Annotated in this window: 15 protein-coding genes; 11 read left to right on the top strand and 4 right to left on the bottom strand. The window is 56.5% G+C overall.

The window, feature by feature from the left end; genetic code table 11:
* Together ACFO24_RS09135 and ACFO24_RS09130 are read right to left on the bottom strand one after the other, a co-directional pair.
* Positions 1 to 279, bottom strand: coding sequence for a hypothetical protein (locus ACFO24_RS09135; protein WP_207574735.1), 279 nt, complete (start codon positions 277 to 279; stop codon positions 1 to 3).
* Between the two features lie 110 nt (positions 280 to 389).
* Positions 390 to 971: a C40 family peptidase gene (locus ACFO24_RS09130; RefSeq protein WP_377738064.1), complete on the bottom strand. Its 582-nt coding sequence runs from the start codon at positions 969 to 971 to the stop codon at positions 390 to 392.
* 224 nt (positions 972 to 1,195) lie between these two features.
* Here ACFO24_RS09130 and ACFO24_RS09125 point away from each other — a divergent pair, with 224 nt between their 5' ends.
* Positions 1,196 to 1,798, top strand: coding sequence for an isochorismatase family protein (locus tag ACFO24_RS09125; RefSeq protein ID WP_377738063.1), 603 nt, complete (start codon positions 1,196 to 1,198; stop codon positions 1,796 to 1,798).
* A 10-nt stretch (positions 1,799 to 1,808) separates the two neighbouring features.
* Here ACFO24_RS09125 and pdxH read toward each other — a convergent pair whose 3' ends face one another.
* Positions 1,809 to 2,468, bottom strand: coding sequence for a pyridoxamine 5'-phosphate oxidase (gene pdxH / locus ACFO24_RS09120; protein WP_207574737.1), 660 nt, complete (start codon positions 2,466 to 2,468; stop codon positions 1,809 to 1,811).
* Positions 2,469 to 2,609: 141 nt separating this feature from the next.
* On the opposite strand from pdxH, the gene ACFO24_RS09115 reads away from it, so the two are divergent.
* Positions 2,610 to 3,164 (top strand): OmpA family protein, encoded by a 555-nt coding sequence (locus ACFO24_RS09115; RefSeq protein WP_377738062.1) that lies wholly within the window; start codon positions 2,610 to 2,612, stop codon positions 3,162 to 3,164.
* A 105-nt stretch (positions 3,165 to 3,269) separates the two neighbouring features.
* Here ACFO24_RS09115 and ACFO24_RS09110 read toward each other — a convergent pair whose 3' ends face one another.
* A complete protein-coding gene (locus ACFO24_RS09110) occupies positions 3,270 to 4,697 on the bottom strand; it encodes an APC family permease (protein WP_377738061.1) in 1,428 nt (475 codons plus the stop codon).
* Positions 4,698 to 5,021: 324 nt separating this feature from the next.
* On the opposite strand from ACFO24_RS09110, the gene ACFO24_RS09105 reads away from it, so the two are divergent.
* The 9 genes from ACFO24_RS09105 to ACFO24_RS09065 form a co-directional block, all read left to right on the top strand.
* On the top strand, positions 5,022 to 6,023 hold the full coding sequence (locus ACFO24_RS09105; protein ID WP_377738059.1) for a sulfate ABC transporter substrate-binding protein: 1,002 nt from the start codon (positions 5,022 to 5,024) through the stop codon (positions 6,021 to 6,023).
* Between the two features lie 47 nt (positions 6,024 to 6,070).
* Complete coding sequence (cysT, locus tag ACFO24_RS09100; RefSeq protein WP_377738058.1) at positions 6,071 to 6,940, top strand: sulfate ABC transporter permease subunit CysT; 870 nt, start codon at positions 6,071 to 6,073, stop codon at positions 6,938 to 6,940.
* Positions 6,937 to 7,860 (top strand): sulfate ABC transporter permease subunit CysW, encoded by a 924-nt coding sequence (gene cysW, locus ACFO24_RS09095; protein ID WP_377738057.1) that lies wholly within the window; start codon positions 6,937 to 6,939, stop codon positions 7,858 to 7,860. Before cysT ends, cysW begins: the two co-directional genes overlap by 4 nt.
* Positions 7,861 to 7,921: 61 nt before the next feature.
* Complete coding sequence (locus tag ACFO24_RS09090; RefSeq protein WP_377738056.1) at positions 7,922 to 9,037, top strand: sulfate/molybdate ABC transporter ATP-binding protein; 1,116 nt, start codon at positions 7,922 to 7,924, stop codon at positions 9,035 to 9,037.
* A 66-nt stretch (positions 9,038 to 9,103) separates the two neighbouring features.
* Positions 9,104 to 9,598, top strand: coding sequence for a disulfide bond formation protein B (locus tag ACFO24_RS09085; protein ID WP_377738055.1), 495 nt, complete (start codon positions 9,104 to 9,106; stop codon positions 9,596 to 9,598).
* The gene (locus tag ACFO24_RS09080; RefSeq protein WP_207575390.1) at positions 9,599 to 10,216 is read left to right on the top strand and encodes a pseudouridine synthase; all 618 of its coding nucleotides are present in this window, start codon (positions 9,599 to 9,601) and stop codon (positions 10,214 to 10,216) included. It abuts the gene before it with no gap.
* 73 nt (positions 10,217 to 10,289) lie between these two features.
* On the top strand, positions 10,290 to 10,715 hold the full coding sequence (locus ACFO24_RS09075; RefSeq protein WP_377738054.1) for a hypothetical protein: 426 nt from the start codon (positions 10,290 to 10,292) through the stop codon (positions 10,713 to 10,715).
* Between the two features lie 190 nt (positions 10,716 to 10,905).
* A complete protein-coding gene (infA, locus tag ACFO24_RS09070) occupies positions 10,906 to 11,154 on the top strand; it encodes a translation initiation factor IF-1 (RefSeq protein ID WP_377738052.1) in 249 nt (82 codons plus the stop codon).
* On the top strand, positions 11,084 to 12,955 hold a 1,872-nt coding region (locus ACFO24_RS09065), incomplete at its 3' end, for a PAS domain S-box protein (protein WP_377738050.1). The genes infA and ACFO24_RS09065, both read left to right, overlap by 71 nt.

Below are 12,955 nucleotides of genomic sequence, written 5' to 3'. Positions count from 1 at the left end.
TCAGGGATTGGTATTCCAGCGGGCCTTGAAGTCAAACTCCAGCCGCTCGCAATCTTCTTTACCAGCAAAGTGCTTGGGCTTGTCGTCTTCGGGTTTGCGCTCCAACTCTTTCCAGCATTGGCGGATGGTTTCCCGCTCGATCCACTGGGCCTCGGTGTCCGGGGAGGTGGTAAACAAGAGCTTGCTGATGAGCATCAACACGGCAAAAAAACCGACGGGCAGACCGATGGCCCAGCGCACAACATTGATTTTGGAAGGGTCTTTTTCGGAGGTGGGCATAAGGAGTCAATTCAAAGGCCTGCCCGAGTGGAGCAGGCCTTTTTCTATGAAAAGCGCGGGGGCAAGAAGCTTGAAAGTGGCGCTCAAAGCGGGCAGCAAGCAGGCTTTCCTTAAGGGGCCAAAGAGTAATTGGCAGCACCTGTGCTGCTTAAGCTGCCTACCGATGCCACGCGGCGGGCACCGTTGAAGCGGGCGCTCCAGTATTTGGTATTCATGCTCTCAATGCGTACCTTGGCGCCCGAGCGGGGAGAGTGGATGAACTTGCCTTCGCCCAGATAAATCCCGACATGGCTGAAGGTGCGGCGCATGGTGTTGAAAAAGACCAGGTCACCGGGGCGCAATTCTTTCTTTTCAATCTTTTTGGTGGCATTGGCTTGGTCACGGGCTACGCGTGGCAGCACCAAGCCCAGGGCATCGGCATACACGTTGCGCACAAAGCCGCTGCAATCAAAGCCAGAGGCCGCATTGCTGCCACCACGGCGGTAGGGAACTCCCATGAATTGGATGGCGGTGCTGATCAGCTGCTTGGTGTTGTGGGCCACAGTCTCGCCAGCATGGGTAATCTGGGGGAGCCAGTCGTGCTCGGCGGGCTCACCGGCGTTGCTGCTTGCCGAATGGGAGGGTGTGGCCGTGGTGGACAAGGCCTCGGTATCCAGCTCCAGTGCCGCCGACGGTACGGAAAAGGTACTCACATCGTCCAGCGCATAGGAAAACGCTTGCGCTAATGCGGCGTTGTCCGGACTGGGTGCTGTTTGCGCTTGAAGCGCTGAGCTGACAAACAGAGTGAGGGCAAAAAGGCAGCGGGAAAAAGGCATCCCGCAAGGGTAACACGTTTGTTTTTTCAGGCGAAGCATTTGAAGCCAGTAAAAAAGGTAAAAATGCCAGCTTTCTCGTGTGAATTAAAAAGGAAATCGCAATGCTCTTGGATGTGGATGAATGCCAGTTGGTGCTGGTCGATTACCAAGAAAAACTGATGCCCGCCATGCGCGATGGCGAGCAGGTGGTGGCCAACGCTTTGCGCTTGGCCCAAGCCGCGCGGCTGCTGGAGGTGCCAATTTGGGCCACCGAGCAAAACCCGTTGAAACTGGGCGGCAATGTGCCGGCTCTGGCGGCCCTGGCCGATAAAACGCTGCACAAGATGAGTTTCAGCGCGGCCACCCCAGAATTGCTTGACATCTTGCGCCCACCGGTTCGCCCAGCAGGGGGCAATGCCCGCAGCCTGCCCAAGCATTTGCGCAAACCTGAAGTGGCCGAACCAGAGCGCCCTACGATCGTGCTGGCCGGCTGTGAAACCCATGTCTGCCTGCTGCAAACGGCGCTGGATTTGCTGACCGAGGAAATGGATGTCTGGGTGGTCACCGATGCCTGCAGCTCGCGCACCGAGCGCAACCGCGATGCGGCGTTTGACCGCCTGGCAGGGGCGGGCGCTGAGTTGGTCACCACCGAAATGGTGTTGTTTGAGTGGCTGCGCGATTGCGAGCACCCGCACTTTCGCACCATCTTGCAGTCGATCAAGTAAAGCCCAAAGCCTAGGGTGCCAGGCGTTCGCGCACCCAGGCATCGGCAGGGGCGCTCTCCTCGGGGCGGTAGCGCAAACGGTCATGCAAACGGCTTTTGCGCCCTTGCCAAAACTCCCACTGCTCGGGCACCAGGCGGTAACCGCCCCAATGTGGCGGGCGCGGCGGGTTGAGCAAAAATTGCGCCCCATATTTGGCCGCGTTGGTGACCAGCACGCTGCGCCCGGCAATCACCTGGCTTTGCGGGCTGGCCCAAGCACCAATGCGCGAATCCAAGGGGCGGCTGTGAAAGTAAGCATCGCTTTCTTCGGCGCTGACCTTTTCCACGCGCCCTTCGATGCGCACCACACGCTCTAGCTCAACCCAATGAAATTGCAGCGCGGCAAAGGGGGTCGCCGCCAGCTCTTGGGCTTTGCGGCTTTGGTAATTGGTGTACCAAACGATGCCCCGCGCATCAAAGCCTTTGATCAGCACCACCCGCGTGCTCGGGCGCATGGCACTGCTCACGGTGGCCAGGGTCATGGCATTGGGCTCGGGCAGCTGAGCGTTGATGGCTTCTTGCAGCCATTGCGCAAACAGTTCTAAGGGATTGGCCGGTGTGCTGGCTTCATTTAATTCAGCGCGGCCATAACTTTTGCGCAACTGGGCGATGGTGTGGGGAAGGTCAGACATAGAGCAAAGACAAAGCAAAAGATCCTGGGCGCAGCGCAGGGGCGCTGCTGGAATAAGCACCGAAGTGCAGAAAATCTTGAAGAATCGACCAAGGGGTTTTACTACAATGCGCCCCACGATTTTTATTCAAGGAGTGCTTTTATGCCGGCGGCCAATGGGGATGATCAACAACGCTTTGCCCTGGGTTTGGTGTTTACCTTGGTGGCCGCGGTGGTTGCCAGTGTGGTCGGCTTTGCGGCCCAGCGCAGTGGGCTGGCGGTGGCCACCACCACCGTGCCTGCCTCTGCCACAGCGGCCGCAGTCGATGCGACCCCCGCCCCGCTGGAGCCCGCTGCCCTGGCCCCCGCGGCCGTGGTGCTGACCGAGCAAGCGGCCGTGCGCGTGGATGGCAATAAGGTGAAGTTCTTTTTTGCCAAGGGCAAAACTGACGTGGCCCCTGGAGCGCAAGAAGCCTTGGCCACCGTGCTGGAAGGGGCCAAAGCGGGCCAGCGGATACGCATTTCTGGCTTTCATGATGCCACCGGCGATGCGGCGTTGAATGTCGAACTGGCCAAACGCCGCGCGGTGGCTGTGCGCGATTTGCTGCTGAGCTTGGGGGTGGACGAGGCGTTGCTAGAGCTTGTAAAACCAGAGCACACTCTGGCCAATGGCAGTAACGATAAAGCACGACGCGTTGAAGTTTTACTGATTGATTAAGCGCAAGCTGCTATCAATAAAGTAAAAAATTTAAAAAAAGGCCGCTTGATGGAAGCGGCCTTTTTTTGGGAGGACGACGGGATTGCCGGATGACCGCGGCAACTTTTACCGCTCAAAATCCTCTTCGTGCAGCTGGGGGGCCGCGCGGCGAAAGCCTTTGGTGAGCCAGCCCAGGTAAATCAATCCCACGGCGGCCCAGGAGATACCGGCTTTGAGCGAGGTTTCCTCCACCTCCAGCCACAGCGCACCAATCGAGGCAAAGCCCAGCAGCGGCAGCACAAAAAACTGCCAAACATCCTTGGGGCGTTTCAGGCGGCCATCGCGAAAACCGTAACTGCTGATGACCGATAAGTTCACAAAGCTAAAGGCCGTAAGCGCCCCAAAGCTGATCAGGGCGACCACAAATTCCAAGCTTAAAAAACCGGCAGACAGGCAAACCACCCCGGCCAGCCAAATGTTGTACGAGGGGGTGTAGCCCTTGGGCGAGATATGACCGAAAAAGCGTTTGGGCAGCACGCCATCGCGCCCCATCACATACATCAGGCGCGACACGCCGGCATGGGCGGCAATACCCGAGGCCAGGACGGTGACAATCGCAAAACTGAGCACCACCGACTGGAACAGCGCACCGCCGACCAGGAGCAAAATTTCCGGTTGGGTTTCATCCACCAGTTTGAAATATTGGCTGGGGTCACCCGGAAAAAACAGCTGCAAAAAGTAGGTGCAGAAAATAAACAGCAGGCCCGAGATCAAGGCCGTTAAAAACATGGCGCGGGGCAGCGTTTTTTTCGTGTCCTTGGTTTCTTCGGCCAAAGAGCTGAGCGAATCAAAGCCGGTAAAGGAAAAGCACAAAATCGTCGCCCCCGTGATCAGGGCCCCGACTTCGGTTTTTTCGCTCCAAAAAGGGCTAAAACTCCACAAGCCATCGGCGGTTTGGCCGTCAATGCTTCCCAACGCGTTTTGACCGGCGGCCAGTTTTTCGTAAATCAAGAATGTGAAGATGCCGATGATCAAAATCTGCAAAAACACAATCAGGCTATTGAAGTTGGCCACAAAGCGAATACCGCGCAGGTTGATGGCCACCATGAGCATGGTCAGCCCGATGATCCATACCCAGTGGTTCACTTCAGGGAACATATCGGTCAAATAAATGCGGGCCAGCAAAATATTCACCATGGGCGAGAGCAAATAATCCAGCAGCGATGACCAGCCCACCATGAACCCGGCATTGGGGTGAATCGACTTTTGCACATAGGTGTAGGCCGAGCCGGAGGAGGGGTACTTGCGAATCATGTGCCCGTAGCTGATCGAGGTCAGCAGCACGGCCGCCAGCGCAAACATATACGCCGTTGGCACGTGCTGGATGCTGTCGCGCGAGACCATGCCAAAGGTGTCCAGCAGCGTCATGGGCTGGATATAGGCCAGGCCAATCATGATGACCTGCCACATCACCAGTGTTTTTTGCAGGCGGGCGATGCCATGGGCGGGGTGGGTGGCCGCGGCGGCGGTCGAGGAGGGGTGCTGTGTGCTCACGATGGTGTCTTTCTTGGCTTAGAACAACAAGGGGGGCTTGGCACCGGGGCGGTGGGCCGCAGGGCAGGCAAAGTGGGTGGCAAGCTGCAGCGTGCAGGGACGAGGGTGGGCAGGCATAAATAACAATCCGAAAGTGTGCAAAAGCGCGGGATTCTACCTAGGGATGCGCCACGGGCTGCGGACACGGGTGTGCATGGTTTTTTGTCTTTTCACCAATCCTTTAGATTGATTTGAAATAAACAAAAAAATATATATTGGTTTGAGTTTTAAGAACACATTCGCACAATCGCGGCATTCTTCATAACACCATCAGGGATGCCCGCCATGTTCTCCACCACTGTGAAATCGATTGTTGTTGCCGCTGCCCTGGCCCTGGGCGGCACCGCTTTGGCGCAAGACAAGCTACTGAACGTCTCGTACGACGTGGCCCGTGAGTTCTACAAAGACTACAACGCCGCGTTCGTGGCCCACTACAAAAAAACCACCGGCAAAGACGTGAAGATTGACCAGTCGCACGCTGGCTCCAGCGCCCAAGCGCGTGCGGTCAATGATGGCTTAGAGGCCGACGTGGTGACCTTCAACACCACCACCGATGTGCAATTTTTGGCCGACAACGGCGTGGTAGCCAAAGACTGGGCGACCCAATTTCCGCACGCAGCCTCGCCCACCACCTCGACCATGCTGTTCTTGGTGCGCAAAGGCAACCCAAAAAACATCAAGGACTGGGACGATTTGATTCGCCCCGATGTGAAAGTCATCGTCGTCAATCCCAAAACCGGGGGCAATGGCCGTTACGCGTATTTGGGTGCCTGGGGCAGCGTGCGTGAAAAAGGCGGCACCGATGCGCAAGCGGCAGAGTTTGTTGGCAAGCTGTACAAAAACGTCCCCGTGCTGGCCAAGGGCGGGCGCGATGCCACGGCCACTTTCTTGCAGCGCAATATTGGCGATGTGCTGATTACGTTTGAATCCGAAGTGGTTTCGGTTGAGCGTGAATTTGGCAAAGGCAAAGTCGATTCGGTGTACCCATCGACAAGCATCAGCACCGAAAACCCCGTGGCCATCGTGCAGCGCACGGCGGCCAAAAAAGGCTCCAGCGCCTTGGCCAAAACGTATTTGGACTATCTGTACTCCGATGAAGCGCAAGAAATTGCCGCCAAGCATGCGCTGCGCCCCCGTTCGGAAGCCATCTTGGCCAAGCACCAAGACCAGTTCAAGCCCATTGCGCAATTTGCCGTGAGCAAATACTTTGGCTCTTTGGCCGAAGCGCAAAAAGTGCACTTTAACGACGGCGGCCAGTTCGACAAGCTCTACCAAGTCGGCAAGTAAAGCCCGCGCAGCAACCCAGCATTCAAACGCACGCATAAAGGCTTGCCATGACTTCGATTGTGCTCGGTGCCCCGCCGCGCTCCCCCCGCAAAGGCCCCGGCCGGGTGCTGCCCGGTTTTGGCCTGAGCTTGGGCTACACCCTGTTTTACCTGAGCATCATTGTGTTGATTCCGCTGCTGGCACTGCTGGCCAAGACCTTCACCATGAGCTGGGAAGATTTCGTCCAGGCCACCACCGCCCCGCGCGTGCTGGCGGCCTACAAACTCTCGCTGGGCGCTTCGCTGTTGGCCGCCAGTGTGAACTTGGTGTTTGGCCTGCTGATTGCCTGGGTGCTGGTGCGCTATGAGTTTGTTGGCAAAAAGCTGGTGGATGCGCTGGTGGATTTGCCTTTTGCCCTGCCCACCGCCGTTGCCGGGATTTCGCTGACGGCGCTGTTGGCCGGCAACGGCTGGGTCGGCCAGTACCTGGAGCCCTTGGGCATTGAGCTGGCCTTTCAGCCCGGCGGCATTGTGATTGCGCTGATTTTTATTGGCTTGCCTTTTGTCGTGCGCACGGTGCAACCGGTGCTGCAAGATTTTGAAAAAGAGCTGGAAGAGGCCGCCACCAGCCTGGGGGCCAACCGCTGGCAGATTTTTCGGCTGGTGATTTTGCCCAGCATCATCCCGGCCTTGCTCACCGGCTTTGCCATGGCCTTTGCCCGGGCGCTGGGCGAATACGGCTCGGTGATTTTTATCGCCGGCAATATGCCCATGGTGTCTGAAATTACCCCGCTGATCATCATCGGCAAGCTCGAACAATACGACGTGGCCGGGGCCACTGCGGTGGCGGTGGTGATGCTGGTGATCTCTTTCATCATGCTGCTGGTGATCAACCTTTTACAAGCCTGGCAGCGCCGCCACGCAGGGATGCAAGCATGAGTTCCCCCACCACTGATACCCGCGCCCTGCGCCGTGCCCAGGCGGGCACCACCGAGGCCACCTGGCTGCGCAACCTGCTGATTGGCCTGGCCCTGGCGTTTTTGCTGCTGTTTTTGGTGCTGCCGCTGGCCGCCGTGTTTACCGAAGCCTTGCGCCAAGGCTGGGATGCCTATATTGAGGGCCTGACGGACCCCGATGCCTGGTCGGCCATTAAGCTGACCTTGCTCACCGCCGTGATTGCTGTGCCGCTGAACCTGGTGTTTGGCGTGGCCGCAGCCTGGTGTGTGGCTAAGTTTGAGTTTCCGGGCAAGGCCTTTCTCATCACCTTGATTGACCTGCCGTTTTCCATCTCGCCGGTGGTCGCCGGCCTGATGTACGTGCTGGTGTTTGGTGCCAATGGCTGGTTTGGCAGCTGGCTGGCCGCGCACGACATCAAAATCATTTTTGCGGTGCCCGGCATTGTGCTGGCCACGGTGTTTGTTACCTTCCCCTTTATTGCGCGGGAGCTGATTCCGCTGATGCAAGCCCAGGGCACTGACGAGGAGCAAGCCGCCGTGGTGCTGGGGGCCAATGGCTGGCAGACTTTTTGGTATGTCACGCTGCCCAATATCAAATGGGGCTTGGTCTATGGCGTGATTCTGTGCAACGCCCGGGCGATGGGCGAGTTTGGCGCGGTGTCGGTGGTCAGCGGCCACATCCGGGGGCAGACCAACACCATCCCGCTGCATGTGGAAATTCTCTACAACGAATACCAGTCCGTGGCCGCCTTTGCCGCCGCCTCGCTGCTGGCCTTGTTGGCCCTGGTGACCTTGGCGATCAAAACCGTGGCGGAGTGGAAAGCCGAGCAACAGATGAAAGCCATCGCCGAATTGCCCGCCGAGCGGCCTACTATTAATGCAGCAGCTACCGCAAGTATTTAAAAGCTTTCAGGTAGAAAACTATCTCAATATATTGAAAACAAAGCGGTAAGAGCTATTAAAAATGAGCATTGAAGTACGCAACATCGACAAACGCTTTGGCAATTTTCACGCCCTGCGCAATGTCAATTTGAACATCGCCTCGGGCGAACTGGTGGCTTTGCTGGGGCCGTCGGGCTGCGGCAAGACCACGCTGCTGCGCATCATCGCCGGGCTGGAAGCGCCGGACAGCGGCAGCATCCACTTTGCCGGGCAGGACACCACCGGCGTCCACGTGCGCGAGCGCGGCGTGGGTTTTGTGTTTCAGCACTACGCCCTGTTCAAGCACATGACCGTGTTTGACAACGTCGCCTTTGGCCTGCGCATGAAGCCCAAAAAAGAGCGCCCCAGCGAGGCGCAAATCCGCGCCCGGGTGCTGGAGCTGCTCTCGCTGGTGCAGCTGGACTGGGTGGCCGAGCGCTTTCCGGCCCAACTGTCGGGCGGCCAGCGCCAGCGCATCGCCTTGGCCCGCGCCCTGGCCGTGCAGCCGCAGGTGCTGCTGTTGGATGAACCCTTTGGCGCTTTGGATGCCAAGGTGCGCAAAGAGCTGCGCCGCTGGCTGCGCCGCCTGCACGATGAGCTGCACGTGACCAGCATCTTTGTCACCCACGACCAAGAAGAAGCGCTGGAAGTGGCCGACCGCGTGGTCGTTATCAACCAGGGCCAAATCGAACAAGTCGGCACCCCGCAAGAGGTTTGGGACAACCCGGCCAGCCCCTTTGTCTATGGCTTTTTGGGCGATGTCAATCTGTTCCAAGGCCGCGCCCACGATGGCAGCGTGAAATTTGCCACCGGCCTGGAGCTGGCCAGCACCGAGGCGCAAGGGGCCAACGATGCCCAGGCCTGGGCGTATATCCGCCCGCACGAGCTGGATGTCAGCCGCCCCGCCGCTGGCGTCACCAGTGTGGCCGGGGGCTTGCTGGCGCAACTGGACCGTGCCATTGTGGTCGGCCCGGTGGCACGGCTGGAACTTATTGCCCAGCAGGCACCCGAAGTGGCCCACAATCACGCCTCTGAAAAATTGATCGAGGCACACATCTCGGCCCACGAGTTTCACACCCTGGGGCTGCGCGAAGGGGAAACCTTGCTGGTCACGCCCCGCCGCGCCAAAGTGTTTGTCGATCAGGGGGCCGGAATTTAAGGCAGGCGCAGCGTTTAACGAAGGCCTGTCGCGTCCCATTTTTCAGGCATTCGTTAAAGGATTTTTATGCAATGGATTTTTGCGGCACCGCGCCGCAGCTTGGCTTTGATGAGCGCCGCCTGTGTGGCCATGCTGGCTTTTGGCCTGTACCTGCAGCATTCCGTGGGGCTGGATCCCTGCCCGATGTGCATCGTGCAGCGGTACGCTCTGGTTGGAGTAGCTATCACCACAGGACTGGCAAGCCTAAGGCCGCAAAAAACATGGCAAAAAATATGGGCTGCTCTGGCCTTGCTGCTGGCTGGCTTTGGCGCTTTTACGGCCGCCCGCCAAAGCTGGCTGCAGTGGAATCCGCCCGAGTTTTCCACCTGCGGCCGCGATTTTTACGGCATCGTCGAAAACTATTCCTTTAGCCGTGCGCTGCCCATGCTCTTTCGCGGCTCGGGCGACTGCTCGGCCGTCGATTGGACATTTTTAGGCGGCAGCATTGCCAATTGGTCTTTCCTGTGGTTTGGCGCCTTTGCCATTGTTTTGGCCGTTTTGCTCGTGCGCCCCAGCCGCTAAATGCCGCGCTACGTACTGTTTCACAAGCCATACGGGGTGCTCTCGCAATTCACCCCCGAGGACGGTGCCCGCAGCCTGGCCGAGTTTGACCTGCCCAGCGGCATCTACCCCGCAGGGCGACTAGACAAAGACTCAGAAGGGCTGCTGCTTTTAACCGATGACGGCCCGCTGATTGAGCAATTGCTCAACCCGCGCAACGCCAAGCCCAAAACCTATTGGGCCTTGGTCGAGCGCGTTCCCGACGAAGCCGCCTTGCAACGCCTGCGCAGCGGCCTGCGCATTGAGGACTACCAAACCCGGCCCTGCGAGGCCAAAATTTTGGCCCCCCAGCCCGAAGTGCCGCCGCGCACGCCCCCCGTGCGGGTGCGTAAAACGGTGCAGGATGTCTGGCTGGAAATTACCCTGGTGGAGGGGAAAAACCGCCAAGTGCGCAAAATGACGGCCGCCATTGGCCACCCCACCTTGCGCCTAGTCCGGCAAAGCCTGGCGAATCTCAGCTTGGCCGGCTTGCTGCCGGGCCAATGGCGGGAAATTGCCCGGGCCGACATTGCATGGCAGCCAGACACAGGCAGCAAGCCCACTTGCAGCCGCCCCAAAAACCCCAAACAACGTCGATAAATAGTGGAAACCCCTGGTTTTCCGCGCACAATGCGCGGCTTCTGTTCTTCTTTTTTAGCCGGTTGGGGACCCTATGAAAAAACGCTTGGCCTGTTTACTGGCTGGTATTTGTACGCTTGCTTCCGCAGAGTTGGTGGTGAAAAACCTGCCGCCAAGCCTAGAGCGCCCTCTGCAAGGCAATGGTTTGCTGGCCGCTGAGATGGATGCCCAAGGCGTGCTGCATCTGCGCAGCAAAAAAGCCACTATTTCTGAATTGGATTACAACAATTTCGTCATGCACGGTTTGTGCTCTGAGCAATGGCGCGACCCGGCCCGCTTTGCGTCGTGGAACTTGGGCAAGGTTGAGCTGCTGGCAGTTGATGGCCAACAAGGCTATGCCTTTGATGCCAGTGGTGATGTTTGCGAACAACTGGGCCGCTTTGGGCAACCAGGACAAAACTACCGCAAGCGCGTGGCCGAACGCACTACCGTGTGCCAGCAAGGGCAGTGCGGCAAGTAAAGCTTGTGGCTTAGGCACAGCACAAATCAGGAACAAGGTTATAATCTACGGTTTTCGTGCTTGTAGTACTTGGCCTTTCTGATGATGGCGCTGGCAGACACCAGCCGCTTGCTTGCAATGCTCATCTTGAGCAACTGCTATGCGCAAGGTTCTCAGTCAAGGCAGCTATTCCTGATTAAAGAGATTGCACATGGCAAAAGAAGAATTGATTGAAATGCAAGGGCAAGTCACCGAGGTGCTGCCTGACTCGCGCTTTCGCGTCACCTTGGAAAATGGCCACCAGTTGATCGCCTACACCGGTGGAAAAATGCGCAAACACCATATTCGCATTCTGGCCGGCGACAAAGTTTCTCTTGAAATGTCGCCTTATGACCTTTCTAAAGGCCGCATTACTTTCCGCCACTTGGCAGGTCGTGGCCCAGGCCCAGCGCCACGGTAAAACCTTTTTGCATTTCCAATGCGCAAACCTCAGCTTCGGTTGGGGTTTTTTTATGTCTGAAAAAGACAAAAAAGTATTTTTTAGTTGCAAACGATTACACTGCAGCCGAACTTTTTGTTGGATGAATCAAGCTATGTCTTTGTGGCCGCGCACGCTCAAGCAAAAAACCATTTTGGTAGTGGTGTTGGTTGCCTTGTTAGCGCTGGGCAACGTGGTGACCCTGCAAGCCATGCTGCGCCGATTTGATGACATTGGCGCTACGGTGAACTTGGCTGGAAAAATGCGCATGCTCAGCCATCGCATTGCGTTAGAGGCTTTGGCCGAGAATCTTGCCCAGGGGGGCAATTGGCCCGAAGTGCAGGAGCGCTATGCAAGTTTTACGGAGTCTTATACCGCCTTGCGCCAGGGTGGGACAGCCTATGGTTTGCCAGTGCGCCCGGTTGATCCGCTATTTACCCCCACTTTGGATCAATTGCACCACGCTTGGCAGCATTTCCAGACGGTCGTCAATGCCTCCCACGCCACCATTCACGCACAAAACAACCTTTCGCGCATCCAGGTACTGGAAATCATGGCCGCCAGCGATGATTTATGGGCGCATTCTGAAAATTTAGTGAATCAATTAGTTGAATTTTCTGGCCAAGTTCAACAGCGTGCTTTATGGGCTAGTTTTTTGCTGTTTGGAATCGATATTTTTGTCTTATTGATTGGATTTTTTATAATTCAATTGCGGGTTTTGCGCCCTGTGCAAGAAATTTCTGCCCAATGTGCAGAAATGATTATAGGTAACTACAGCATACGAAATAAAATAACTGCTGGCGATGAGCTGGGACAATTGGCCGCAGTATTAAATCAGGCCGCAGAACAAATCGAAAAATTATTGCTCGATATCGCTACCGAACGCAGCGCAGTAGCACAAATGCAAGCCATGTTCAATGGTCTGGCTGAAAATGATGTGGCGGGCATTTATATGATTTCTTCTGAATTGAAGTTAATTTATGCCAATGATCAGCTGGCAACAATGCTCGGCTACTCGAAAGAATACCTCACCTGCAATTTCGCGGCAGAACGCATGTTTGCACCAAAAAGCGTTGCTCTGGTACGGACCAAAATTCTTGACCGCCTCGAAGGGCGTGCACATTCCACGCGCTATGAAACTATAGCAATTCACGCAAATGGAACAACATTTGACGTTGAAATTTTCGGTACATCCATGATGTACCAAGGGCAGCCCGCTATCATTGGCATGCTAATTGATATTAGTGCCCGTAAGCGCACCGAAGACTCCATGCGCCGCGCAGCCCTTGTCTATCAGCACACCAGCGAAGCCATGGTCGTGACGGACCCTAATGGTGTGGTGCTGGACATTAACCCTGCCTTTACCACTATCACGGGCTACCGTGCAGATGAAATTATTGGTCGCCGACTAAATATTATCAGTTCAGGGCGGCATGACCGTGATTTTTACAAAACTATGTGGGATGCTTTGAAAAAATCGGGCACATGGTCTGGAGATATTTACAATATCCGAAAAAATGGTGAAGAATACATTGAGCGCCTCACAATTACCACTTCCTTCAACACCGATGGCTCTATTAATAGCCATATTGGACTTTTTACCGATGTAACAAAATTACGACAGCGGGAGGCTGTTATTTGGCGACAGGCCCATTTTGATGATTTAACCCAGCTGCCCAATCGCCAAATGTTCCAGGAAAGTTTACTGAGTACATGTAGCATCCCGGATGATTGCATAGACAAAAATCGCTATCCGCTGTTTATGGCGCGATCCGTGCTGCGG

This window comes from Comamonas denitrificans, from assembly GCF_042654745.1.
GTDB classification, from domain to species: Bacteria; Pseudomonadota; Gammaproteobacteria; order Burkholderiales; family Burkholderiaceae_C; genus Comamonas; species Comamonas denitrificans.
Note: the sequence above shows the minus strand (reverse complement) of the source record. Positions and strands in the feature narration are given on the sequence as shown.